General features: G+C 72.0%; 19 protein-coding genes. 10 read left to right on the forward strand and 9 right to left on the reverse strand.

Translation table 11 applies throughout. From position 1 onward, the window contains the following. Positions 1-84: 84 nt before the first annotated feature. Positions 85-1,548, reverse strand: a complete 1,464-nt coding sequence (locus tag ACGF3J_RS24055) for an alpha/beta hydrolase (protein WP_393854725.1) — start codon at positions 1,546-1,548, stop codon at positions 85-87. A 324-nt stretch (positions 1,549-1,872) separates the two neighbouring features. Between ACGF3J_RS24055 and ACGF3J_RS24060 the strand changes: the two genes are divergently transcribed. After that, positions 1,873-2,715, forward strand: coding sequence for an RNA polymerase sigma factor SigF (locus tag ACGF3J_RS24060; RefSeq protein ID WP_161326297.1), 843 nt, complete (start codon positions 1,873-1,875; stop codon positions 2,713-2,715). 216 nt (positions 2,716-2,931) lie between these two features. On the opposite strand, the gene ACGF3J_RS24065 is transcribed toward ACGF3J_RS24060, so the two are convergent. After that, positions 2,932-3,762, reverse strand: coding sequence for a helix-turn-helix transcriptional regulator (locus ACGF3J_RS24065; protein WP_161326298.1), 831 nt, complete (start codon positions 3,760-3,762; stop codon positions 2,932-2,934). Positions 3,763-3,890: 128 nt separating this feature from the next. Between ACGF3J_RS24065 and ACGF3J_RS24070 the strand changes: the two genes are divergently transcribed. Beyond that, on the forward strand, positions 3,891-4,745 hold the full coding sequence (locus tag ACGF3J_RS24070) for an NAD-dependent epimerase/dehydratase family protein (protein ID WP_393854864.1): 855 nt from the start codon (positions 3,891-3,893) through the stop codon (positions 4,743-4,745). Between the two features lie 75 nt (positions 4,746-4,820). On the opposite strand, the gene ACGF3J_RS24075 is transcribed toward ACGF3J_RS24070, so the two are convergent. From ACGF3J_RS24075 to ACGF3J_RS24085, 3 genes are all read right to left on the reverse strand, one after another. After that, positions 4,821-5,657: an alpha/beta fold hydrolase gene (locus ACGF3J_RS24075; RefSeq protein WP_393854726.1), complete on the reverse strand. Its 837-nt coding sequence runs from the start codon at positions 5,655-5,657 to the stop codon at positions 4,821-4,823. An 87-nt stretch (positions 5,658-5,744) separates the two neighbouring features. Then, positions 5,745-7,418 (reverse strand): purine-cytosine permease family protein, encoded by a 1,674-nt coding sequence (locus ACGF3J_RS24080; RefSeq protein ID WP_393854727.1) that lies wholly within the window; start codon positions 7,416-7,418, stop codon positions 5,745-5,747. Positions 7,419-7,570: 152 nt separating this feature from the next. After that, positions 7,571-8,125 carry an RNA polymerase sigma factor gene (locus ACGF3J_RS24085; protein ID WP_393854728.1) on the reverse strand — a complete coding sequence of 185 codons (555 nt, stop codon included), beginning with the start codon at positions 8,123-8,125 and terminating at the stop codon, positions 7,571-7,573. Between the two features lie 47 nt (positions 8,126-8,172). On the opposite strand from ACGF3J_RS24085, the gene ACGF3J_RS24090 reads away from it, so the two are divergent. Beyond that, positions 8,173-9,555: a serine/threonine-protein kinase gene (locus tag ACGF3J_RS24090; RefSeq protein WP_393854729.1), complete on the forward strand. Its 1,383-nt coding sequence runs from the start codon at positions 8,173-8,175 to the stop codon at positions 9,553-9,555. A 201-nt stretch (positions 9,556-9,756) separates the two neighbouring features. Further along, positions 9,757-10,461, forward strand: a complete 705-nt coding sequence (locus tag ACGF3J_RS24095) for a DUF4232 domain-containing protein (protein ID WP_393854730.1) — start codon at positions 9,757-9,759, stop codon at positions 10,459-10,461. A gap of 9 nt (positions 10,462-10,470) precedes the next feature. Here ACGF3J_RS24095 and ACGF3J_RS24100 read toward each other — a convergent pair whose 3' ends face one another. The 4 genes from ACGF3J_RS24100 to ACGF3J_RS24115 form a co-directional block, all read right to left on the reverse strand. Beyond that, positions 10,471-10,887 carry a hypothetical protein gene (locus tag ACGF3J_RS24100; protein WP_393854731.1) on the reverse strand — a complete coding sequence of 139 codons (417 nt, stop codon included), beginning with the start codon at positions 10,885-10,887 and terminating at the stop codon, positions 10,471-10,473. Position 10,888: 1 nt separating this feature from the next. Beyond that, complete coding sequence (locus ACGF3J_RS24105; RefSeq protein ID WP_393854732.1) at positions 10,889-11,371, reverse strand: nitroreductase family deazaflavin-dependent oxidoreductase; 483 nt, start codon at positions 11,369-11,371, stop codon at positions 10,889-10,891. Positions 11,372-11,617: 246 nt separating this feature from the next. Further along, entirely contained in the window at positions 11,618-11,848 is a 231-nt protein-coding gene (locus tag ACGF3J_RS24110; protein WP_161330760.1) for a hypothetical protein, read from the reverse strand. A gap of 105 nt (positions 11,849-11,953) precedes the next feature. Continuing rightward, a complete protein-coding gene (locus tag ACGF3J_RS24115) occupies positions 11,954-12,997 on the reverse strand; it encodes a LacI family DNA-binding transcriptional regulator (protein ID WP_393854733.1) in 1,044 nt (347 codons plus the stop codon). Between the two features lie 260 nt (positions 12,998-13,257). Here ACGF3J_RS24115 and ACGF3J_RS24120 point away from each other — a divergent pair, with 260 nt between their 5' ends. The 6 genes from ACGF3J_RS24120 to ACGF3J_RS24145 all read left to right on the forward strand — a co-directional run bounded on the left by ACGF3J_RS24120 (position 13,258) and on the right by ACGF3J_RS24145 (position 19,334). Continuing rightward, the gene (locus tag ACGF3J_RS24120; RefSeq protein WP_161330758.1) at positions 13,258-14,406 is read left to right on the forward strand and encodes a Gfo/Idh/MocA family protein; all 1,149 of its coding nucleotides are present in this window, start codon (positions 13,258-13,260) and stop codon (positions 14,404-14,406) included. Next, complete coding sequence (locus ACGF3J_RS24125; protein WP_393854734.1) at positions 14,403-15,353, forward strand: PmoA family protein; 951 nt, start codon at positions 14,403-14,405, stop codon at positions 15,351-15,353. Before ACGF3J_RS24120 ends, ACGF3J_RS24125 begins: the two co-directional genes overlap by 4 nt. Continuing rightward, a complete protein-coding gene (locus ACGF3J_RS24130; RefSeq protein ID WP_393854735.1) occupies positions 15,347-16,075 on the forward strand; it encodes a cupin domain-containing protein in 729 nt (242 codons plus the stop codon). Before ACGF3J_RS24125 ends, ACGF3J_RS24130 begins: the two co-directional genes overlap by 7 nt. A 120-nt stretch (positions 16,076-16,195) precedes the next feature. Beyond that, positions 16,196-17,533, forward strand: coding sequence for an ABC transporter substrate-binding protein (locus ACGF3J_RS24135; protein WP_393854736.1), 1,338 nt, complete (start codon positions 16,196-16,198; stop codon positions 17,531-17,533). After that, positions 17,530-18,501, forward strand: coding sequence for a carbohydrate ABC transporter permease (locus ACGF3J_RS24140; RefSeq protein WP_393854737.1), 972 nt, complete (start codon positions 17,530-17,532; stop codon positions 18,499-18,501). Before ACGF3J_RS24135 ends, ACGF3J_RS24140 begins: the two co-directional genes overlap by 4 nt. Next, entirely contained in the window at positions 18,498-19,334 is an 837-nt protein-coding gene (locus ACGF3J_RS24145; protein ID WP_393854738.1) for a carbohydrate ABC transporter permease, read from the forward strand. Before ACGF3J_RS24140 ends, ACGF3J_RS24145 begins: the two co-directional genes overlap by 4 nt. Positions 19,335-19,337 lie beyond the last annotated feature (3 nt).

Here is a 19,337-nt window from a genome sequence, read left to right on the forward strand (position 1 = left end):
GCTTGGTACCCAGCGGGCGCCGGCACGACGGCCCCCGACACCGGGACCGTCGTGAAGCGGCTCACCGCACCCTGAGGGCCGGCGCTACGGCCGGGCGGCGCAGGCGAGGTCCCGCGCGGGGCGTTCCCCCGTGGTCAGGAAGGTCGTTGCCGCGTCGTTCGCGCACGTGTTGCGGCCGTACGGGTAGACACCGTGGCCGCCCTGGTCGGCGGTCACCATCGTGGCCCGCCCGCCGAACGCCCGCCGGAGCTCCAGCGCGCCGGCGAGCGGTGTGCCCGGGTCGCGCTCGTTCTGCAGCATCAGCACGTTCGACGGCCCCCGGCCGGTGATGCGCACCGGCGGTTCGGTCCGCTCCTCGGGCCAGAACGCGCAGGGGTTGATGCTCGCCGTCGAGCCGCCGAGCATCGGGTACTTGAGCCGGTCGACGGCGACGTTGCGCTGGTACTGGCGGACCGTACCCGGCCAGCGCGAGTCACCGCAGACCACGGCGAAGCGCGAGGCCAGCAGGTTCTCCAGCGTCGCGGGCGGTTCGGGAACCGGCAGTTCGGCTCCCGTGTCGACCGCCTGCCAGAACTCGGCGAGCTTCGGCATGGAGCCGTCCGCGTAGAGCTGTTCGAAGGTGTGCCCGCGGAACGCGATTCCGTTGACACCCTGCGCGGGCTCGGCGTCCAGCCGCTCCACCAGCTCGTAGAACTTGGCCTTGACCTGCCCCGGCGTGGAGCCCAGACCGTACTCGGGGTGGGCGGCGGCGAACGCGGCGAAGTCGGGGAAGCGGTCCTCCATTCCCCGGGCCAGCAGCCGCATGGCAGTGATGTCGTAGCCGCCGGGCCCCATGTTGCTGTCGAGGACGATCCGGTCGCCGCGCCGCGGGAACAGCGTCGCGTACACCGCGCCGAGGTAACTGCCGTACGAGGCGCCGAGGTAGGAGACCTGCTTCTCGCCCAGGGCCGCGCGCAGGCGGTCCATGTCCCGCGCGGTGTTGGCGGTGGTGGTGTGCGGCAGCATCCACGCCGTCCGTGAGCTCGCGCACTGTTCGGCGATCTTCCGCGCGTACGGGACCTCGCGGGTCACGTCGGCGGCGGTGTGTGCGTACGGAGGGAAGTTGCCGCGCCACTGCTGTTCCTGCGTCAGGTCACAGGTCACGGGTGCGCTGCGGCCGACCCCGCGCGGGTCGAAACCGATGATGTCGTAGGAGTCGAGGACGCTGCGCGGCAGGCCCGAGGCGGCGAGGACGGCCGGATACGTCAGCCCCGCCCCGCCCGGACCGCCCGGGTTGGTGATCAGGACGCCGCGCCGCCGGGACGGCTTCTCGCTCGCCAGACGGGAGACGGCGATCTCGATCCGCCGGCCGTCCGGATCGCGGTAGTCCAGCGGGACTTCGAGGGTCGAGCACCGCAGGCGCGGCGCGTCGGCGCCCTCGGGGCACGGGCCCCACTCCAAGGTGCTCGATGGTGGTGACCCGGTGTCGGCCGCCGACGAGGCGCCCGCCGGTAGCGCGGTGGCCGCCAAGGCCGCGGCGGTGAGGGCCAGGGACATACTTCGGCGCATGAGGTGTCCTCCTGTGGGGGGCCGGACCGGCACGGGACGAGTCTGCGCACCGGCTCCGGCCGGCACATCGGCCCAGCGGACGGCCCCTGCCCCGACCCTGGGCCAGGCAGGGGTCAGACCTGGGTCCGAGGCGGGGTTGGTCCTGGGTCGGAGCACCGTTTGCCGATGGCCGTTGGGTGCGTCTCCCACCTGGGCCTACGGCCGCCCGACGTGAGCCTCGCCTCACGGACGAAATCGCCGGACATGGGGTGAGGAAGCCGGGGTACGCCCTGCAACGTCAATTTCACGGTCCGGCGACCGCCGGAGCGATGCGGGAGGGAAAAGATGATGGCGACGACCGTGCAGGCGGCCGGGTGCCGCGCCGCGATGCCGGAAGTGGCGGATCCGTCCAAGGTGGCGCCCAGGGACGCCCGGGAGCTGTCGAGACTGTTCTTCGACCAGCTGGCCGTGCTCGAGGAGGGCACGCCCGAATACCAGTACGCGCGCAACACCCTCATAGAGATGAACATGTCCCTGGTCCGGTTCGCCGCCGGCCGGTTCCGCAGCCGCGGGCCGGAGGAGAGGGAGGACATCGTCCAGGTCGGCATGATCGGCCTGATCAAGGCGATCGACCGGTTCGAGATCTCGCGCGAGGTGGAGTTCACCTCGTTCGCCGTGCCGTACATCGTCGGCGAGATGAAGCGCTTCTTCCGGGACACCTCGTGGGCCGTGCACGTCCCGAGGCGCCTCCAGGAAGCCCGCGTACAGCTGGCCCGAGCCACCGAGGAGCTGCGCAGCCGGCTGGGGCGCACTCCCACGACCAGGGAGCTGTCCGAGCTGATGAGCCTGCCGGAGGAGGAGGTCCGCGAGGCGCGGGTGGCCTCCAACGGCTACAGCTCCTCGTCCCTGGACGCGGCCATCAGCGGCAGCGAGGACGGCGAGTCGGCCCTCGCGGACTTCATCGGCACCGACGACGCCGCGCTGGCGCTCGTGGACGACTTCCACGCCCTCGCCCCGATGATCGCCGAACTGGACGAGCGGGACCGGCAGATCATCCACTGGCGCTTCGTCGAGGAGCTGACCCAGAAGGAGATCGGTGAGCGGCTCGGCGTCTCGCAGATGCACGTCTCCCGGCTGATCTCGCGCCTGCTGGGCCGCCTGCGGGAGGGCATGCTGGCCACCGACTGAGCCCTGCCGGGCGACTTCGACCGAAGGGGGGCGCGTACGCGGTTCCTGAACGACGGGACCGCGGAGTCAGGCGCGCCGCCTTCTCTCGCTCCATGCCCGCGTTCTCGCCCGCCTCGGGACGGCCCGGGGCGGGCGTTTCCGTGTTCGTGGGAGTGGCGCGGCGCCGAACGGCCCGCACCGAGTAGGTTCCCGGCTCCTCGCCCCGTATCGCCGTCCCTACGGCCGGGGAGCGAGGTCCTGCACACCGATCACGCGCAGCAGTGCCAGCCGCTCGTACGCCGGTGTGCCCGGGCGCGCGGAGTGGACGATCAGCTGCTGGCTGTGGCCGTCGCTGAGCAGTACCTCGCAGTCGAGGTCGAGGACGCCGACGACCGGATGAACGAAGCTCTTCGGCGACGGGCGGCGGACCACCACGTCGTGCTCCAGCCAGAGCGCCTCGAACTCCGGCGACCGGGCGCGTAGTTCGGCCACGAGGGCGGCCGGGCCCGGGTCGTCGGGGCGGGCCGCGGTGACGGCCCGCAGGCCGGCCACGTGTGCCCGGGTGTGCTGGGCGTGGTTCTCCGGTGGGGCGATGTCCCGCGCGCCGGGGACCGTGAACCAGCGCCGGATGAGGTTCGTGCCGGTGTGCTCACCGGTGAGGGCGACGGACATGGCGTTCTGCGCCAGCATCACGCCCCAGTCGCTCACGACCGCGGCCGGCAGGTCGTGCAGGCGGTCCAGGATCAGCAGCAGGCCGGGGCGGACGTGCTCCGAGGAACCACCGGGCCGGGGCGGTTCCTCGCCCGCGAGGTGGAACAGATGGTCCCGTTCGGCGTCCGTGAGCCGCAGCGCGCGGGCGAGAGCGGTCAGCATCTGCCGGGAGGGGTGCGACCCGCGCCGCTGCTCCAGCCTTGCGTAGTAGTCCGTGGACATCCCCGCCAGGAGCGCGACCTCCTCGCGGCGCAGCCCCGGAGTACGGCGTCGTGGGCCGGCGCTGAGACCCACGTCCCCAGGGTTGAGTCGGGTGCGGGCGCGCCGCAGGAAGTCGGCGAGACCTGTGCGATCCATGGCTCCAGCATCCCTCCCGGCCGGGCCGGTATCCAGGGAGAGCCGCTCCCTGGATGACCGCGTCTCTCCCGCCGCGGCCGTGCCGGAGCCACGCTTCGGACATGGATACGACACATGAGGAGGCGGCCATGCTGACCCTGGTGACGGGAGCGACGGGACAGGTGGGACGGCGGTTCGTGCCGCGGCTGCTGCAGAGCGCGGCCCCCGGGGAGCGGCTGCGGGTGCTGGTACGGGACGCGGCGCGCGGCGAACACCTCGCCGCGCTCGGGGCCGAGGTGCTGGTGGGCGACCTCCGCGACGCGGAGGTGCTCGGCAGGGCCACGGCGGGTGTGGACGCGGTGGTCAACGTCGCCGCCGCGTTCCGCGGTGTTCCGGACGAGGAGGCGCGGGCGGTCAACCACGACGCCGCCGTGGAGCTGGGGCGGGCGGCGGCCGCCTCGGGGGTGGGGCGGTTCGTCCAGGTCAGCACCGGACTGGTCTACGGCGCCGGCAGGGGCCGGCCGCTGGTCGAGAGCGACGAGACCGTGCCGGGCACGCATCTGTGGGGCGCCTACCCCGAGTCCAAGTGGGAGGCGGAGCGCGCACTCGCCCGGCTGGACGGCCTGAGGGACCTGCGCATCGCCCGGCTGCCCTTCGTCTACGGCGAGGGCGACCCGCATCTCGCCGATGTCATGGCGTGGGCTCCGCGGTGGCCCGCGATGCAGCGCCTGCACATGGGGCACCACGTGGACGTGGCGCAGGGCCTTCGACGGCTGCTGTACGCGCCGGGCGCGCGGGGCGTCTACAACATCGCGGACGACGCCCCGGTCACCACGGTCGACCTGTTCCTGCTGAACGGTCTTCCCGTGCCGGGGGAGGTCCACGACCGCGAGACCCCGGATCCCTGGCACGGCGTGCTGTCCACCGACCGCATCCGGCGCGAGCTCGGCTACCGGCCCCTGGTCCCCTCGGTGTGGACGGCGAGGGAAGCCGGCCTCCTGTGAGCCGGCCCGCGGTGCGTCCCGTCGACCCGCCCGCTGCGGTCGCCTCCCGGGACACCGCCCACTCGTGGACGATGCCTAGGCGCGCGCGGCGTCGGTCCGTACGAAGTCCAGGACGAGGGAGACCACCCGCTCGGGGAACTGGTCGTGCGGGTAGTGCCCGGCGCCCTCGATCATCTCCAGGCGTCCGAGACCCGGGGACAGGGCGTCGACGACGGCCGTCCCCTCGGCGCGCGGGTCGGCCCAGTCGGGGTCCAGCGTGCCCATCACCACAAGGACGGGGCAGCGCACGTTGGCCAGTTGCGCGCCGGCGTCGCCGGGGGTGCTGCGGCCCATGCCCTGGAGGGCCTTCATGCGTCCCGGTTCGCGCAGCATCGTGTCGACCCGGCCCAGCCGCTCCGCCCAGTCGGCCGGCTTCGGGCCGGGGTAGGCCACGTCGAGGTACGAGCGCCACAGCCGCAGGCTGCCGAGCACCCCGGCACCGGCCAGCCGCAGCATGCCCCGCCGTACGCGCCGCACGCGCAGGTCGCCGAGGCGGATGGACTGCTTGCGCGTGAACGGCGCCAGCTCCACCACCGAGGTGATCAGCGAGGGCTCGCGGGCCGCCGCGACCGTGGCGGCGCCGCCGGAGATCGAGTGGCCGACGAGCACGGCCGGGCCGCCCAGGTGACGCACGACGGCGAGCAGGTCGGCGGCGATGTCGGTGCGGCTCCAGGCCGGCCAGTCGACGCTGGATTCGCCGCAGCCGCGCAGATCGACCGCGGCGACCCGGAAACCGGCCTCCACCAGGGGCGGGACCACGGCACGGTAGGCCGCGCGGCTGTCGCCCATGCCGTGCGCGAGGACGATCAGCGGCCCGGACCCCGCCACCTCGTACGCGATCGTGCCGCCGTCGACGGCCAGGTACTCGGTCATGACACTCCCCGTGGTGAACCAGCAGCGGCTAACGTTGTTAGCTCAAAGCTATTGCTGTTAGCCGCCACTGTCAACGGGCGGTCCCGCTCAGACGGACGCCGGGGACGGGGGCAGCACGTGGACGGCTGCCTTGTCGGTGCTCAGGCACAGTGAGCAGACGAACGCGGCATGGGCCTGGCAGGCCGTCATGTCGGGTCGCTCGTAGCGCACCCCGCAGACGTGGCACTCCAGGGCGACCGCGCTGGGGTTGCCCTCCGGGTCGAGCAGCGGCTCGTCGATGCCGTCGTCGGTGCGCCGCAGGTAGTAGCGGCCCTTGGTGGCGACGGCCATGACGGGTGTGAGCACGAAGGCGATCACCGCCGCGGCGACGGGGGAGTAGGGCTGCATGGCGTCGCCCAGGGCGTGGAAGTACATCGCGATGGACAGCCCGGAGGCGGCGACGAAGGACACCACCCCGACCGGGTTCACGGCGTACAGCATGCCGCGCCGGAACTCGGGTGCGTGCGGGGACAGTTTGAGCAGGTACTTGTTGACGCCGATGTCGGTGGCCACCGTGACCACCCAGGCGATCGCGCAGTTCGAGTAGAACCCGAGGAGGCTGTTGAGGAAGCTGAACATGTCGGCCTCCATCAACGCGAGGGCGAAGCCCAGGTTGACCAGGACGAAGACGAGACGCCCGGGGTACGTCCCGGTCACCCGGGTGAACGAGTTCGTCCAGGCCAGTGAGCCGGAGTAGGCGTTCGTGACGTTGATCTTGATCTGGCTGATCACGACGAGCGCCACCGCCAGCGGAACCACCGTCCAGGACGGCAGCATCGCGTCCAGCGCGCTCCTGAACTGCTGGATGGGCTCTGTCGCGGTGGCCGGCCCGACCTCGGCCAGGATGTACACGGCGAGGAAGACACCGATGGCCTGCTTGAGCGCGCCCAGCACCACCCAGCCGGGCCCGGCCATGACGACCGCCGTCCACCAACCGCGCTTGTTCGCCTCCGTCCTGGGCGGCATGAAGCGCAGGTAGTCGATCTGCTCGCCGATCTGGGCGATGAGGGACAGGCAGACGCCAGCGCCCAGCAGTACCGAAGCCGTGTTGACCCCGCCGTCGCCGTCCGTGCCCGCGTGCGCGAGGAAGCGGTCGACCGTACCGGGGTCGGTGGCGATCAGGTAGACCAGCGGCGCGACCATCAGCAGCAGCCAGACGGGCGTCGTCCACACCTGGAGCCTGCTCAGCGCCTTCATGCCGTAGACCACCAGCGGGATCACCATGACGGTGGAGACCAGGTAGCCCAGCCACAGGGGCATGCCCAGGCCGTACTCCAGACCCTGGGCCATGATCGACCCTTCCAGGGCGAAGAAGATGAAGGTGAAGCTGGCGAAGATGACACTGGTGAGGACCGACCCGTAGTAGCCGAAACCGGAGCCGCGGGTGATCAGATCGAGGTCGATGTTGTAGCGGGCGCCGTAGTAGGCGAGCGGGAAGCCGGTGACGAAGATGACCACGGCGGCCACCGTGATCGCCAGCAGCGCGTTCCCGGTGCCATGGGTGAGACCGATGCCCGCGCCGATGGAGAAGTCCGCCATGTAGGCGATCCCGCCCAGTGCGGTGGTGGCCACGACCATCGGGCTCCAACGCCGGTAACTGCGCGGCGCGAAGCGCAGGGTGTAGTCCTCCAGGGTCTCCCGTACGGCCTGGTCGGCGCGGGGCGCCGTCCCCGGTCCCGGCCGTGGTTCCGTGGCCTCCGTCAGCTGTGGCTCGACGCTCATCCACGCCTCTTCCGCCGTAGGGGGCGAGCGCCGTGCGCGCTCGTCGTGTTCATGGCGGATGACGGTAGGTCGGACGCGTTTCCGACCGCTCTCCACGGCGTGACGGCCGCGTTTCCGGCCGGGCCCCGTGCGCTCCGGCGGGCCGGTCGCGGTCAGGCCGAGGCGTCGCCGAAGTAGGACTTCACCCTCCGGCGCGCTTCGTGCAGCCGAGACTTCACGGTGCCCAGCGGCACCCCCACCCGCTCGGCCACCTCTGCGTACTCCAGCTCGCACAGGTCGCGGTAGACCAAGGGCGCGACCAGGTGCGGATGTTCCTGCTCCAGCCGGTCGAGCGCGTCCAGAAGCAGCAGCCGGGAGCCCGCGATGACGCTGGTGGTGCGCGGATCGACGTGCTGCGAGTCGTCGATCACCGCGGGCTGTTCGGCGCTGCGCCGCTTCAGCTCGCGGTACTTCTGCCGGGAGCAGTTCGCGACGACCGTGTACAGCCAGGTGCTGAACCGGCTCCGCCCCTCGAACGTCCCGATCTTCCGCGCGACCTGGAGCAGCGCGTCCTGGGCCGCCTCCTCCGCGTCCTCCCGGCACGGCAGGAAGTGCCCGCAGCGCCGGACCACCTCCGGGCGGATACCCGTCAGCAGTTCGTCCAGCGCCGAGGAGTCCCCGCCCGCCGCCCGCCGGGCCAGTTCCTCGGTGCGGGGCGCGTCGTGCACGGTGGTCCTCTCGGTCGGCCGGATCCGGGGCAATGCATGATAGACACATGCTTTCCTCCGACCGGATCGGGCGCTATCGGCTGGAGCGACGTCTGGGCACGGGTGCCTTCGGCGTCGTGTGGCTGGCCCACGACGACCAGTTGCAGGCGCCCGTGGCCGTCAAGGTCCTCGCCGAGAACTGGTCGGAGCGGCTGGACGTGCGGGAGCGCTTCCTCTCCGAGGCCCGCATGCTCCGCAAGGTGCGCTCCGCCCACGTGGTGCAGGTCTACGACATCGGTGAGCTGCCGGACGGGCGCCCCTACTTCGTCATGGAGTACGGCGACGGGGGCACCCTCGGCGACCTCGCCGACGGATCCCTGGCGCTGCCGGACGCTCTGCGCCTGACCGCGCTGGCCGCCGAAGGGGCCGCGGCCCTGCACGAATCCGGCGTCGTGCACCGGGACATCAAGCCGTCCAACGTCCTGCTGGCCACGGCACCGGACGGTTCGCGCCGGGTGCTGCTCGCCGACCTCGGACTGGCCAAGAGCCTCGCCCACGCCTCCGGGCTCACGCTCGCCGCCGGGAGCGCCGGCTACCAGCCGCCCGAACAGGCTCAGCCCGGCGGCGGCATCGACGAGCGGGCCGACGTGTACGCCCTCGGCGCCGTCGCCTACCACCTGCTCACCGGCACCGTCCCCGCCGCGCCCGGGCAGGTGGTCCCGGTGGACCGGCTCCGGCCGGGCCTCCCGCCGCGGGTGGCGCACGTGGTGACGCGTGCCCTGGAGCCGGAACGCGAACGTCGCTGGCCCACGGCGCGGGCGTTCGCCGAGGAACTGGAGTCGGCCGGCGACCGGACCGGCCGGACCACCGCCCGGCGCCCGCGGCTCCGTCGGCGGACGATTCTCCTGGCCGCCGGCACCCTCGTCCTGGCCGGTGCGGTGACCGCGACGACCGTGCTCGTCGACCGCGGCCGTGCCGCCGCCTCCGAGGTGACGGTCAGGGACGACACGGGCCGGGTCGGCGTCCGCGTCCCCACCGCCTGGGGCGGCCAGAAGCAGACCGGCGGCTGGGACCCCGCGGCCCTGGGCCTGCGCGCGGGGCACGAACCGGGGCTGATCGTCGCCGACGACCTGAGCGCGTGGGGGGACGCGGACGCCGAGGCGCAGGGCGTGTTCGTCGGGCTCGGCGGCGAGGGCGACGTCACCGCGAAGGTGGACGGCATCGAGCACGACGGGTGCCGCTACGCAGGGGCGCGTGCCTTCACCGGCGCCGAGTCCACGGGCCGGGTGCGCACCTGGGCGGACTGCTTCCACCAGGGTGAGACGCTGGTCGAGGCCGCCCTCGGACCGGTTGGCGGCGCGACCCGGCCCCAGGCGTACGTGCAGATCCGGCTGCGGGGCACGGACGCCGACGTCACCCGGGTGCTGGACTCGGTGCGCGTCACGGCCTGAGTGCCCCCGGAGCCGGGCCCTATCCGGTGGAGTGACGCAATCCGTTCGGGCGGGGTGACGCATCCGTTCGGGCGGGGTGACGAAATCCGTTCCGGGTGATCGCGAACTTTTCCGCGGGTAGGCGCATCGCATCACCTGACGGCGCACAGAGCGCCTCAGGCCCGCACCGGACGGTGCGGCAAGCGATCAGGGGAGACGGACATGGTGCAGACATCGCGAACCTTCCGGACGGCCGTCGTGCTGGCGAGCGCGAGCGCCGCGCTGGGACTGCTCACGGCGTGCGGCTCCGGCGAGGGCGCGGACGCCCCCGAGGCCGTCGCGGGCACGGCCGCCCCGATGGCCACGGACGGAGACGGTGAGACCGCCGACAGCAGTGCGTCCCCGGACGGTGACGCCGCCGGGGAGACGCCCACCTCCGGCTCCGCGAAGCCGGCGGAACCGTCCGGCTCCGGGGCCGACTCCACGAGGTCCGCGGGCGGTACGACGACCGAGCGCTGCCACACCTCGGAGCTGCGGGCCTCCGTCGGGCCGAACCACCCGGGCGCCGGACAGGAGAACTTCTCCGTGGTGTTCACCAACACCTCCGGGCACACCTGCACCCTGCGCGGCTACCCCGGGGCGGCGTTCACCGACGCGGACGGCAAGCAGGTCGGCAGCGATCCGGAGCGTACGTCCGGCAGCCCGGGCACCATCACGCTGAAGCCGGGCGCGGACGCGTGGGCGGGGCTCTCCTTCTCCAACCCCGAGATCAGCGGCGCCAAGACGGCCACCCCCGCCTCCCTCCTGGTCACGCCGCCGAACGAGCGCGACCCGCTGACCGTGGACTGGAAGGGCGGCGAGGTGCCGGTGTCCGGCAACGCCTCCAAGGCGAAGGTCTCGGTGCTCGCCCCCGGGTCGGGGGAGTGAGGCGGACGGCTACGTTCCACCGACACCCGTGGGGCCCGGCGGGCCGGGAAGCCGTTCCGCACCAGGGGCCTCCTCGGCGGTCGCCTGCTGAGCGGGTGCCGTGGCGTCCGTGTCGCCTGGCAGCCCCGGAGGAGCCTCGGGCAGGCAGGAGAAGAGTGCCAGCAGCAGGGCGAGCGCGGCGGCCGCACCGATGAGGCGTCCGGCGCGACGCAGCCGCATGCGGCGGTCGAGCTCCCGCCACGGCGTCGGCGTCGGCGTGTCGCTCTGCCAGAGGTCCCCTACGGCCGTCGGGGCCTCCTCGGGTCCGTCGCCACGTGAACCGGCCCGGTCCCGTGCCGCGGGCTCCACGGGGGCGGACCGCCGTATCGCCTCCTCGTCGTCCGCGAGGAACTTCTGCCACACCGATGCGGGGATCCGATCGGTCACGTCAGTCCTCCCTCGTGCCGCGGGAGCCGCGACGGTCCGCGTCGTCGCCGGAGGCCGGGCCCGATTCGAGGCGGACGAAGGGGATCGCGCGTCCCGCACCGCGCAGGGACGGAGCGCTTCCGTCGGCGGGCAGGCCCATGAAGGCGCAGAGCCGGCGCGCCGTACGCGGATGGCGCCGGCCGTACCGCTCCATGACGGGGGCGCCCTCGTCCGGTGAGAGGAAGCGCGCGGTGACGGCGTGGTGGCGGTTGCCGAACTGGACCACTGTCTTCGGCTGTTCGCGCAGGTTGCGGTACCAGTCGGCGTCCGGGCCGAACCCGGAGGCCACGATCCAGGTCCGGGAGTCCGTCTCGTACTCCACGACTTCCAGTACGACGCGGCGGTCCAGTCCCGAGCGCCGCCCCGTGTGGTGCAGGAGCAGCAGGCGTCCGCCCAGCAGCGGGCCGAGACCGGCTCGGAACAGAAGAATGGGCGTTCGGGCCATGGTCCGGCGCCATCCCGTGGGCGGGGGCGGACGGGTGTGACCTTCGTCCTCGTGCGAAAAGTGATTCATTGCCCGAAGTTTTGCACAGGCTAAATGTGCTTTCGGCGGGACGAGTCGGCTCCGATCCCCAGATGTTGTCGCTCCGTGACGTCGCCCGGGTGCCCTCGCCGCGCCGGGAGACCGGCGGCTGCGGCACGGTGGAAGGGGGCCGCCTAGCCGCATCCCCGGGGGTGCTCGGGGAAGCCGTCAGTGCCCGCCGGTGTGCGGCCGCGTCGCACGCTCCACGGCTCGTTCCACCTCTTGGCGGGAGACGCCCTGCTCTTCGGCGTAGGCGGTGATGCCGCGGACCAGAGCGGCGGTGGCGTCGGACCAGACCGCGAGGGCGACCGTCGCGTTCTCACCGGAGTTGCTCCGGTAGCGGTTGTCGGCGGCCATGGCGGCCCGCTTCAGTTCGACGAGGCGTCTCGGGATGTCCATGGTCGCAGAGCCTAGGAGGACAAGTCGCGGCGCCCAGTGTCTCGTCGAGCGCCCTTGCGCAGCGGTGAGGGCAAGGATGTCTGCCCTCGTGATCACGCGGACGGCTCAGGTGCGGACCGCGTGACACCCGCCCAGGGTGGACTCCCTGGCCTCCAGCCAGTGCGGTGCCACGTGAACCTCGAACGGCAGCGGTGCCTGCGACCGTATGCGTGCCGCCAGGCACTTGACGGCCAGTGCGGCGATGGCCGCCTTGTCGGGGACCACGGAGGTGAGGGAGGGGGTGCTGTACCGCGCCTCCTCGGAGCCGTCGATGCCGGCCACCGCCACGTCGCCGGGGATGTCCAGGCCGGCCTCGTACAACGCGCGCTGCGCGCCGACCGCCAGCAGGTCGCTGAAGCAGAAGACCGCGTCGGGCCGTTCGGCGGCGGGCAGGGAGGCGAGGGAGCGCATCGCCAGCAGGCCGTTGCGGCGGTCGAACTCCTCCACCCGGGGTGCCAGCCGGGGATCGAAGGGCAGTCCGGCGGCGTGCAGGGCCTGCTGGTACCCCTCAAGGCGCTGCCGGCTGGTCGCCGAGCCCTGGTGGTCCACCCCGATCGCGGCGATCCGGCCCCGCCCCAGCCCGATCAGGTGGGCCGTGATGTCACGGGCCGCGGCGACGTTGTCGATGAGGACGTGGTCGGCGACGACCCGGTCCTGTCCGTAGCTGCGCTCACCGAGCAGGACCAGCGGGAACTCGTCCGTGACGGCGGCGAGTTCGTCGGGCGTGACCCGCAGCGGGGAGAGGATCACGCCGTCGAGCAGCGACGCGCCCACCCCGTTGGCCAGACGCAGCTCCTCGGCGGTGTCCCCCAGCGACTCCTCCGTCAGGACGGTCAGGCCCAGCAGAGTGGCCTCCCTGCGCACGTGGTGGGCGAGTTCGGCGAAGTACGGAGTGGCCAGCTCGGGTACGACGAGGGCGATCAGGCCGCTGTGGCCCGTACGGAGCCTGCGGGCCGAGGGATTGGGCCGGTAGCCGAGCTCGTCCACCGCCCGCAGCACCCGCGAACGGGTCGAGTCCGACACCCGCGGGACGCCGCGTACAACGTTGGACACCGTCTTGATCGATACCCCCGCGCGCTCCGCCACGTCCTTGAGTGTCGCCGCGGCCACTGTCCGTCCCCCCTCGACCGAGTTTTCGCAGATTATGCCCCCGTGGACCCCACTTGTCAGGGTGCGGGAAGCGACGTCGAGTCTTTTCCGGACAGAGGGTTGACCTTGCGGACGCACGGCGGTTACAACGTTGGAACACGATAGCAAGCGGTTGCTACGAGCGGGTTGCCGCCCGGTGACCCGAATCCGGTGCCGCCCCACATCGGCACATCACCACTGTGCCCGCAGTGCTCGCCCGTCCGGCTCACGAGAGGGTCCGCATGTCTTCGCACGTTTCGCCCGCACCACTGCGTACGGCGGTGGTCGGAACGGGATCCATCGCGCGGTCCAGTCATCTGCCCGCGCTGCAGAAACTGGCCGCCGACGGCGAGGTGGAGATCGTGGCCGCGGTGGACGTGAACGGCGACGCGGTGCGCGCGTTCGCCGACGAGTACGGGATAGCGCACGCGTCCACCGATCTCGACGCGATGCTGGCCGAGGTGCGTCCCGATCTCGTCGTGCTGTGCACCCCGCCCGCCGTGCACCGGGACCAGTCCGTGGCCGCGCTCCGGGCCGGCGCCTGGGTGTGGTGCGAGAAGCCGCCCTGCCCCTCGCTGGCCGACTACGACGCCGTCGAGGCGGCCGAGCCGGGGGACGACGCGGCGCCCTACGCCTCCATCGTGTTCCAGCACCGCTTCGGTTCGGGCGCACGGCACGTCCGCGCCCTGCTGCGCGGCGGTGCGCTGGGCCGCCCGCTGGTGGCCCACTGCCAGACCACCTGGTACCGCGACAAGGCCTACTACGCGGTGCCGTGGCGGGGCCGTTGGGCCACCGAGGGCGGGGGCCCGGCCATGGGCCACGGCATCCACCAGACCGACCTGCTCCTCGACCTGATGGGCCCGTGGACCGAACTGCGCGGCATGGCGGCCCGGCTCGTGCACGACGTGGAGACCGAGGACGTCTCCACCGCCCTGGTCCGCTTCGCCGACGGCGCCGTCGCGACCCTCGTGAACAGCGTGCTGAGCCCCGACGAGGTCAGCCGGATACGCATCGACTGCGAACTGGCCACGGTCGAGGTGACCCACCTGTACGGCTACCGCAACGCCGACTGGCGCATCACCCCCGCGCCCGGCGTCCCCGAGGAGACCGCGGCGGCCTGGCGCGACTTCGGCACCGACGAACCCAGTTCGCACCTGGCCCAGCTGCGCGTCCTGGTCGACGACATCAGGAACGGCCGGCGCCACGCGACCAGCGGCGCGGGCGGCCGCCGCACGCTGGAGCTGATCACCGCCCTGTACAAGTCGGCGTTCACCGGCACGACCGTGCGCGCGGGCGACATCGGCCCCGGTGACCCGTACTACACCGAACTGCACGGCGGCGCCCCGGGCTGGGCGCCGGCCGGTAGCCGCGAGGAAGAGGACCACGCATGACGCTCTCACTGACCCACGTCCACGGCGACCGCATCACCGTGGCCCACGGGACGGCCGGCACCGAGCTGTTCTCGTACGTGTACCGGCCCGAGGCCGACTGGGAGGCACCGAAGCCGTACCTGCACCCGGTCCGCACCCTCTCCGGGGGTCTCGTGACCGACTACCGTCCCAACGACCACCGTTGGCACAAGGGACTCCAGCTGACCGCCTCCCACCTGTCGGGCCAGAACCTGTGGGGCGGCAACACCTACGTGCACGGCGACGGATATCTCGCCCTGCCCGAGAAGGTCGGCTCGATGGCCCACGTGTCCTTCGAGGAGGTCAGCGCCTCGGGCGACCGCGCCGTCATCGCCGAGCGGCTGACCTGGCACCCGCACGGCGGCGAACTGTGGGCCGAGGAGGAGCGCCGCGTCGAGGTGCGCGACGTCGACGCCGAGACCGGCAGCTGGACGCTCACCTGGACGTCGGCGGTGACCAACCGGCGCGACGAGGACCTGCGGTTCGGCAGCCCCACCACGCACGGCCGTCCCGCCGCCGGATACACCGGCCTCTTCTGGCGCGGCCCCCGCGCCTTCCGCGACGGCCGGGTCTTCACGGCCGAATCCGCCGGCTCCGCCGAGTCCGGCGATTCCTCCGACGGCGACCTGATGGGCACCCAGTCCCCGTGGCTCGCCTACGTCGGCGAGCACGACGGACGGGACGGCCACGCCACGGTCGTCTTCGAACACGCGCCCTCCAACGACCACTTGGGAGAGAAGGGCACGCACCCGGCGCACTGGTTCGTGCGCAGCGACCCGTTCGCCGCGGTCGCCCCGTCCTGGGCGTTCCACGAGGAGCTGGTCCTCCCGCCCGGCGAGACGCTCGCGCGCGCCTACCGGGTGGTCGTCGCCGACGGTGCCTGGGACCGCGCGCAGGTGGCCGCACACCTGGAGGGACTCACGTGGTGAGCACGGCGTACGACGGCTTCCCCGGCGCGGTGGGCGTGTCCCTCCTGACCGTGTACGACTGGCCGACCGTCGAGGGACTGCCCGGCGGAGGCACCCCGCACCTGCACCTCACGTGCAGCGAGGGGTACGTGGTCACGGCGGGCCGGGGTGCCGTGCAGACCCTCACCACCTCGGGTTTCGCGGAGACCCCGCTGGAGCCCGGCACGGTCGCCTGGTTCACGCCCGGCACGATCCACCGCCTGGTCAACGACGGCGATCTCGAGATCACCGTCGTGATGCAGAACAGCGGACTGCCCGAGGCGGGCGACGCGGTGCTCACCCTGCCCCAGGACCGGCTCACCGACCCCGACACGTACGCCGGCGCCGTCCACATCCCCGCCGACGTCCCCGAGGCCGAGCAGGCGCGGATCGCCCGCGCCCGCCGTGATCTGGCCACGCGGCGTTTCCTGGAGTTGCGCGAGGCGACCGAGAAGGGCGACCCGGAGCCCCTGGCCGCGTTCCAGCGGGCGGCGGCCGACCTGGTGCGGCCCCGCCTGGACGACTGGGAACAGCGCTGGCTCGACGGCGCGCACGCCGCCGCCGAGGCCACCCGTGCCCAACTCGACGCACTGCGCGGCAAGGACGACGGACACCTGGCCGAGGCCCGGGTGTCCGCCACCGGCCCCAAGGCGAGCGGCCGCTTCGGCATGTGCGGCCGGCTGGCCGTCTACCCCGGCATCTGACCGGGCGCCCACCCCGGCATCCCAACGGCCGCCTCCTCCGGCATCCCGGCGGGCCCGGCCCACGCCGCGACCCGCCTCCCGCCCTCGTCCACCCGTCCTCGCAACCCTGGGAAGGCACCCATGCCCGAGCCCCGAAGCGGCCGGCGCCGACCTCTGAGCCGCCGGGCCGTCCTGGCCGCGGCCGCCGTCGGTCTCAGCACCGCACTGACGGCGTCGCTCAGCGCGTGCTCCTCCTCCGGTGACGTGTCGTCCGGCGGCGTCACCCTCACGTTCTCCTGGTGGGGCAACGACGACCGCGCCGCACGCACCAAGAAGGCGGTGGAACTGTTCGAGAAGGAACATCCCGGCGTCGAGGTCCGCACCTCCAACGCGGACTTCGGCTCGTACATGCAGAAGCTGGCCACCCAGGCCGCGGGCGGCGGCATCCCGGACGTGGCCCAGCTCGACTACCGGCAGATCTCCCAGTACGCGGGCGGTGGCGCGCTCCTGCCGCTGGGCGAGGCCGTCGAGAACGGCACGATCCGGACCTCCGACATGGACGGGGAGTTCGTCCGTACGGGCGTGTTCGAGGGCAAGCAGTACGCCCTGCCGATGGGCCGCGGCATCACCGGCTACGCCTACGACTCCACGGTCTACCGGAAGGCCGGCATCCCCACCCCGCAGCCCGACTGGACCTGGCAGGAGTGGGCGCAGGCCAACCGGAAGATCGCCGCCCTGGGGCTGAAGTCCCCCGACGGACGCGACATGGTGGGCGCCAACGACAACGGTGTCAACGAGGACATCTTCGAGGACTGGCTGCGCAGCCGCGGCGGAAAGCTCTACAAGAGCCAGACCGAACTCGGCTTCACCGAGGACGACCTCACCGAGTTCTGGGCCTTCTGCGACAGGCTGCGCGAGGAAGGCGTCGTCGCCGAGGCCAAGGACACCTCGCAGGCCAGCACCACCGAACTGTCGCCCATGGGCCGCGGGCTCGCCGCCGCCGACTTCACCTGGGACGCGCCCTTCCCCGGGTACCCCGCACTCCTCGGCGACCAGGTCCACTTCGCGCCCGTCCCCACCGCCGACGGCCGCCAGGGCGCGTACTTCAAGCCCTCCATGCTCCTCGGGGTCGGAGCCAACAGCGAACACCCCAAGGAGGCAGCCGAGTTGGTCGACTTCCTGCTCAACGACGAGCGGGCCGGCGACATCCTCGGCTTCACCCGCTCCACACCCCCCAACCGGAAGATCGCCGCCCGCGTCGCCAAGACCCTCGAAGGCGCGGAGAAGGAGATCTACGAGTACGCGCAGAAGATGGAGAAGTACGGTCTGGACGCCCCGCCCCCCGCACCGCCCCGGGGCGACGTCGCCATCCAGACCGCCTTCAAGCGCGCCTACCACCGTGTGATGTACGAACTGACCTCCCCGCGCGAGGCGGCGCGGGAATTCATCGACGAGGCCGAACGGGAGCTGCGGTCATGAGCACAGTGTCGACCAGGGCGCCCGCACGCGCCGACCGCCCGGCCCGGTCACGGCCGCCGGCCGAACGCCGGCGCCACCGCCGTCGCGAACAGCAGTGGCCCGCCTATGTGTTCCTGACCCCGTGGATGCTCGGCGCGGCGGTGCTGACGCTGGTGCCGATGGCCGTGTCGCTCTACCTGTCGTTCACGGACTACAACCTGTTCGACCCGCCGCAGTGGGTGGGCCTGCGCAACTACCAGGAGATGCTCACCGAGGACCCCCGGTTCTGGCGGTCGGTCGGCACCACGCTGCTGTACGTCGTGGTCGCCGTTCCGCTCAAGCTGCTCCTCGCACTCGGGGCGGCGATGCTCCTGAAGAACCTCGGTCGGGGCCGCGCCTTCTACCGCTCCGCCTTCTACGCGCCCTCACTGCTCGGTGCCAGCATGACGATCGCCCTGGTGTGGCGCGCGCTGTTCAACGACGGCGGCTCGGTCGTCGACATCCTCGGCTCGGTCGGCATCGACACCGGCGGCTGGGTCGGCAACCCCGACCTCGCGGTCTACGTCATCGTCCTGCTGACCGTGTGGCAGTTCGGCGCCCCCATGGTGATCTTCCTTGCCGGCCTCCAGCAGATCTCGCCCGAGCTGTACGAGGCCGCGGCGCTGGACGGCGCGGGCCGCTGGCGGCAGTTCGTCTCCGTCACCGTGCCGATGCTGTCCCCGGTGGTCTTCTTCAACCTGGTCCTGGAGATGATCCAGTCCTTCCAGGTGTTCACCCCGGCCTTCGCGGTCAGCGGTGGTGAGGGCGGCCCCGCCGACTCGACCATGTTCTACACGCTCTACCTCTACGAACGCGGGTTCACCGCTTCCCACATGGGCTACGCCGCGGCCATGGCCTGGCTGCTGCTCATCGCCATCGGCGTCATCACCCTGATCCTGTTCAGGACGTCCAGGTCCTGGGTCTTCTACGCGGACGAGGAGGGACGATGAACCTCACCACCAGGCGATGGATCCCGCACACGATCGCCGTCGTGGGCCTGCTCGTCCTGCTGTACCCCCTGGCCTGGCTGCTCGCCACGTCACTCAAACCGGCCGACGAGGTGGTGACCAGCCTCAACCTGTGGCCCAGCCACCTGGAGTGGTCGAACTACACGACCGCCCTCGACGGCGTGTCCGGCGTCCCCGTCACCCGGCTGCTGTGGAACACCGTGCTGATCGCCGGCGGCGCGGTGGTCGGCAACGTGCTCTCCTGCTCGCTGGCCGCCTACGCGTTCGCCCGGCTGCGCTTCAGGATGAGCAAGGTGATGTTCGCCTTCATGGTGGCGACGCTGATGCTTCCGCACCACGTCGTGCTCATCCCGCAGTACATCATCTTCAACCGGCTCGGCATGGTGGACACCTACTGGCCGCTGATCCTGCCGAAGTTCCTGGCCACGGAGGCGTTCTTCGTCTTCCTCATCGTCCAGTTCATGCGCGGACTGCCGCGCGAGCTGGAGGAGTCCGCCCGCATCGACGGCTGCGGCGCCTTCCGCACCTACTGGTCGGTGACGCTGCCGCTGAGCCGGCCGGCGCTGATCACCACGGCGATCTTCACCTTCATCTGGACGTGGAACGACTTCTTCACTCAGATGATCTACCTGTTCGCCCCGGAGAAGTTCACCATCACCCTCGCCCTGCGCAGCTTCGTGGACCAGTCCAGCACCTCGGCGTACGGGCCCATGTTCGCGATGTCGGTGATCTCCGTGCTGCCGATCGTGCTGTTCTTCTTCGTCTTCCAGCGCTACCTGGTGCAGGGCATGGCCACCTCCGGACTGAAGGGCTGACAC

It is taken from the genome of Streptomyces sp. NPDC048171, assembly GCF_043202655.1.
Lineage (GTDB): Bacteria > Actinomycetota > Actinomycetes > Streptomycetales > Streptomycetaceae > Streptomyces.

What these genes read in the sequence shown, in the direction of transcription:
- ACGF3J_RS24120 (WP_161330758.1), top strand. Translation starts at nt 13,258, where the DNA reads ATGTCTTCGCACGTTTCGCCCGCACCACTGCGTACGGCGGTGGTCGGA.
- ACGF3J_RS24070 (WP_393854864.1), top strand. Translation starts at nt 3,891, where the DNA reads ATGCTGACCCTGGTGACGGGAGCGACGGGACAGGTGGGACGGCGGTTC.
- ACGF3J_RS24105 (WP_393854732.1), bottom strand. Translation starts at nt 11,371, where the DNA reads ATGGCCCGAACGCCCATTCTTCTGTTCCGAGCCGGTCTCGGCCCGCTG.
- ACGF3J_RS24075 (WP_393854726.1), bottom strand. Translation starts at nt 5,657, where the DNA reads ATGACCGAGTACCTGGCCGTCGACGGCGGCACGATCGCGTACGAGGTG.
- ACGF3J_RS24060 (WP_161326297.1), top strand. Translation starts at nt 1,873, where the DNA reads ATGATGGCGACGACCGTGCAGGCGGCCGGGTGCCGCGCCGCGATGCCG.
- ACGF3J_RS24095 (WP_393854730.1), top strand. Translation starts at nt 9,757, where the DNA reads ATGGTGCAGACATCGCGAACCTTCCGGACGGCCGTCGTGCTGGCGAGC.
- ACGF3J_RS24125 (WP_393854734.1), top strand. Translation starts at nt 14,403, where the DNA reads ATGACGCTCTCACTGACCCACGTCCACGGCGACCGCATCACCGTGGCC.
- ACGF3J_RS24140 (WP_393854737.1), top strand. Translation starts at nt 17,530, where the DNA reads ATGAGCACAGTGTCGACCAGGGCGCCCGCACGCGCCGACCGCCCGGCC.
- ACGF3J_RS24055 (WP_393854725.1), bottom strand. Translation starts at nt 1,548, where the DNA reads ATGCGCCGAAGTATGTCCCTGGCCCTCACCGCCGCGGCCTTGGCGGCC.
- ACGF3J_RS24135 (WP_393854736.1), top strand. Translation starts at nt 16,196, where the DNA reads ATGCCCGAGCCCCGAAGCGGCCGGCGCCGACCTCTGAGCCGCCGGGCC.
- ACGF3J_RS24090 (WP_393854729.1), top strand. Translation starts at nt 8,173, where the DNA reads ATGCTTTCCTCCGACCGGATCGGGCGCTATCGGCTGGAGCGACGTCTG.
- ACGF3J_RS24145 (WP_393854738.1), top strand. Translation starts at nt 18,498, where the DNA reads ATGAACCTCACCACCAGGCGATGGATCCCGCACACGATCGCCGTCGTG.
- ACGF3J_RS24065 (WP_161326298.1), bottom strand. Translation starts at nt 3,762, where the DNA reads ATGGATCGCACAGGTCTCGCCGACTTCCTGCGGCGCGCCCGCACCCGA.
- ACGF3J_RS24110 (WP_161330760.1), bottom strand. Translation starts at nt 11,848, where the DNA reads ATGGACATCCCGAGACGCCTCGTCGAACTGAAGCGGGCCGCCATGGCC.
- ACGF3J_RS24080 (WP_393854727.1), bottom strand. Translation starts at nt 7,418, where the DNA reads ATGAGCGTCGAGCCACAGCTGACGGAGGCCACGGAACCACGGCCGGGA.